Origin of the sequence: Pseudoduganella sp. RAF53_2, from assembly GCF_052113985.1 — a bacterium.
Classification (GTDB): domain Bacteria; phylum Pseudomonadota; class Gammaproteobacteria; order Burkholderiales; family Burkholderiaceae_D; genus Rugamonas.
This window is the reverse complement of the sequence record NZ_JBFRDW010000599.1, coordinates 1-3,825: the sequence shown is the minus strand read 5'-3', so window position 1 is coordinate 3,825 and position 3,825 is coordinate 1. Positions and strand designations below refer to the sequence as shown.

Sequence of the window (3,825 nt, the reverse complement as noted above, 5' to 3'; positions counted from 1 at the left end):
CCCAGCCCCAGCGTCAGCAGCGCGGTGCCGCCGTAGCTCATGAACGGCAGCGGCACACCCACCACCGGCAAAATGCCGCTCACCATGCCCATGTTCACAAAGGCGTAGGTGAAGAAGATCATGGTGATGGCGCCGGCCAGGAGACGCGTGAAGAAATTCGGTGCGCCATTGGCGATCATCAGCCCGCGGCCAATCAGCAGCAGATAGAGGAACATCAGGAACATATTGCCGACCAGGCCGAATTCTTCGGAATAGACGGCGAAGATGAAGTCCGTGGTGCGTTCGGGGATGAATTCCAGGTGGGCTTGCGTGCCGTTGGTCCAGCCCTTGCCGAAGATGCCGCCGGAACCAACCGCAATGGTGGACTGGATGATGTGGAAGCCCTTGCCCAGCGGGTCGGAAGTCGGATCGATCAACGTCATGATGCGCTCGCGCTGGTAGTCGTGCATCATCGACCAGGCTACCGGCAGGCTGGCCGCGCCCATGACGAACAGCGCCAGCAGCGCCTTCCATGCCAGACCCGCGAGGAAGATCACGGCGAAACCGGAGCCCACCACCAGCAGTGCAGTACCGAGGTCCGGCTGTTTGGCGATCAGCGCAACGGGAATCAGCAGCAGCGCCGCCGCAACGGCATAGGCGTGCCAGCGCAGATGTCCCTGGCGTTGCTGGAAGAACCAGGCCAGCATCAGCGGCACGGCAATCTTGGCGAATTCGGAGGGCTGGATCTGCATCGGCCCGAGCACCAGCCAGCGCCGCGCGCCCAGCTTCACCGTGCCCGCCACGGCAACCGCCAGCAGCAGCAACAGGGTAAACAAGTAGGCCGGCAAGGCAATGCGCATCATGTTCTGCGGCGAGATGTTCGCCACGAACCACATCACCAGGAAGGCCATGAAGATATTGCGCAGATGGTCTTCGATCTTGCCAGGAATACCGATGGAGGCGGAATACAGCGTCACCAGGCTGGTCCCGAGCAGGAACGCCAGAATGAGGGTCAGAGGACCATCGAACACGGTCAGGTAGGGACGCATGCGGCGCCACAGCGAGCGTCTTTCATTGATCGGCATGGCGCCTCCTTATTCCTTCTTGCGCGGCGGCGGGGCCGTCGTTGGTTTCTGCTGGTCCTTGCTCTCCGGCGCAGGCGATGGCGATTGCGGCGCCGGGATCTGGCCTGCCGGATTCTGGCGCTTTTCAGCGGCAGCAGCGGCGGCTTCCACGTCTTCGGCCGGCAGCGATTCGACCGGCACGGTAACTKCGTCTTCCTTCGGCACCGGCGTGGTGTCTTTCTCGGTCGAGCGTTTGCCCAGCAGCCAGTAGTCCAGCACTTTGCGTGCGATCGGCGCAGCGACCTGGCCGCCGAAGCCCGCGTTTTCCACGATCATGGCCAGCACGATCTTGGGCTTATCGGCCGGAGCAAAGGCCGTGAACCAGGCATTATCGCGCAGACGCTCATCCAGGCGCGCCGCGTTGTACTTCTCATTGGCCTTGATCGCCACCACCTGCGCCGTACCGGTCTTGCCGCCTACCGTGTAGCCCGCGTTGGTGAAGGCGCGGAAGGCGGTGCCGCCCGGCTCGCTGGTCACGCCGACCATGGCGTCTTTCACGAAGTCGATGTTCTGCTGCTTCAGCGGGATGCGGTAGCTTTCTTTCGGCACGGTGAGCTTGCGCGCACGGGTGACCGGATCTTCGACGATTTTCACCAGGTGCGGCTTCATCACCACACCGTTATTGGCCAGGTTCGCAACCGCGTGTGCAATCTGCAGCGGGGTATACGCGTTGTAGCCGGAGCCGTTGGACACCGAGATCGTATCGCCGCCCACCCACTTGCCTGCCGCCGGATTTTTCTTGAAGCGCTGACGCTTCCACTCCTGCGAAGGCAGCACGCCGGCCTTCTCGTTTTCCRGGTCGATGCCGGTTGGCCGRCCGAAGCCGAAAGGCGCCATGAAATCGTGGATCGCGTCGATCCCCATGTCGCGGCCCAGGATGTAGTAGTAGGTGTTGCAGGACACAACGATGGACTTGCGCAGATCCACCGTGCCGTGGCCACCCACCACGTCGTCGCGGAACTTGTGGGCTCCGAGATAGAAGAAGCCCGGATCGGCAATCGCCGAACTCGGCGTACGCTTGCCCAGCTCCAGCGCGGCCAGCGCCATGAAAGGCTTGAAGGTCGAACCTGGCGCGTAGGTACCGGACAGCGGACGGTTCACCATCGGCTTGTCCAGCGAGTTATTCAGGTCCGCCCAGCTTTGCGCATCGATGCCGTCCACGAAGAGATTCGGGTCGTAGCCGGGGCGGGACACATACGCCAGCACGTCGCCGGTTTCAGGTTCGATGGCAACCAGCGCACCGCGCCATTCGCCGAAGGCCTCTTCCGCCACCTTCTGCAACTCAATATCGACCGACAGGATCAGGTTATTGCCCGGCACCGCCGGCGTGCGCGAAAGCGTGCGGATAGCGCGGCCCCAGGCCGTCACTTCCACTTCTTCGTAGCCGGTCTGGCCATGCAGCTCTTTTTCGTAGCTCTTTTCCAGGCCTTCCTTGCCGATATGCTCGGTGCCGTTGTAATTCGCTGCGTCTTCCGTGCCTTCCAGCGCCTTGGCTTCGGCCTGGTTGATACGGCCGATGTAGCCGATCACGTGCGAGGCGGTTTCACCCAGCGGGTATTGTCGGAACAGGCGCGCCTGGACCTCCACGCCGGGATAGCGGAAGCGGTTGGCGGTAAAGCGCGCCACTTCTTCATCCGTCAGGCGGGTACGCAGCGGCACGCTGGTGAAGTGCTTCGATTCCTCCATCAGCTTCTTGAAGCGGCGGCGGTCCTTGTGCGTGACTTCCACCACTTTCGCCAGCTCGTCGATCATGTCTTCCAGCGGAATGCGCAGCTTGGATGGCGTGATCTCCAGCGTGAAGGCGGAGTAGTTGCGGGCCAGGACCACCCCTTTGCGGTCCAGGATCAGGCCGCGGTTCGGCACGATGGGCACCACGGCGATACGGTTGTCTTCCGCCTGCGCGGCGTAGTCGCTGTGCTTGATCACCTGCAGCCAGATGAAGCGCGCCAGCAGCGCCATGAAGCAAAGGAACACCAGCCCGCCGATCGCCGACAGGCGAACGCGGAAGCGATGAAGGTCGCGTTCTGTGTTTTTAAACTCGGTCATGCTCAGATCGGACGGGTGTGGTCTTTATCCACGGCGCGGCGTTGCGGCGCCAGCAGGAACATCGTCACCACGGGCCACAGCAGCGCAGCCACAATACTCTCCAGGAAGAAGAACCAGCCCGGGAATTTGCTCGACACGATGAAGCGCACCAGCAGCTGCACGCCTTGCGCCAGAATCAGCAGGGGCAGCACATGCATGGCCTGGGTCCAGACGCGGAACCACAGCACACGGCGGTGCATCATGATGGCGAAGTAGGACAGCAGCGTGTAGGCCAGCGCGTTCTCGCCCAGCAGGGTGGCGTCGTGCACGTCCATCAGCAGGCCGAGGAAGAAGGCAGTGCCGATGCCGACCTTGCGCGGCTGATGGATACCCCAGAACACCAGCACCAGCGCTACGAAATCCGGTACGCCAACCATACGGCCCCAGGGCAGCATATTCAACAAGACCGCGCAGAGCAGGCTGAATGCGATGAACAGCGGGCTGACGGGCAGCAGGATGTATTGTGGACGGTTCATCGTGCAGGTTCCTTTTTCGCAGGAGCCGGAGCAGTAGCAGCAGGCGCCGGTGCGGCAGCGCGCGGCGCAGCGGCAGGCGGTGTGCTCAGGGTCGGCGTCATGCCAGCGGTGGCGGCACGCGGCGCCTGTGCAGCGGGGGCTCCGGCGCCTGGCACTACGCC

3 protein-coding genes are annotated in these 3,825 nt (G+C 63.0%); all 3 read right to left on the bottom strand.

Annotated features, from left to right (window positions below; all coding sequences use genetic code 11):
* On the bottom strand, positions 1 to 1,064 hold a 1,064-nt coding region (rodA, locus tag AB4Z11_RS26170), incomplete at its 3' end, for a rod shape-determining protein RodA (protein ID WP_442028766.1).
* A gap of 9 nt (positions 1,065 to 1,073) precedes the next feature.
* Positions 1,074 to 3,149 carry a penicillin-binding protein 2 gene (mrdA, locus tag AB4Z11_RS26165; protein WP_442028765.1) on the bottom strand — a complete coding sequence of 692 codons (2,076 nt, stop codon included), beginning with the start codon at positions 3,147 to 3,149 and terminating at the stop codon, positions 1,074 to 1,076.
* 2 nt (positions 3,150 to 3,151) lie between these two features.
* On the bottom strand, positions 3,152 to 3,664 hold the full coding sequence (gene mreD, locus AB4Z11_RS26160; RefSeq protein ID WP_442028764.1) for a rod shape-determining protein MreD: 513 nt from the start codon (positions 3,662 to 3,664) through the stop codon (positions 3,152 to 3,154).
* Positions 3,665 to 3,825 lie beyond the last annotated feature (161 nt).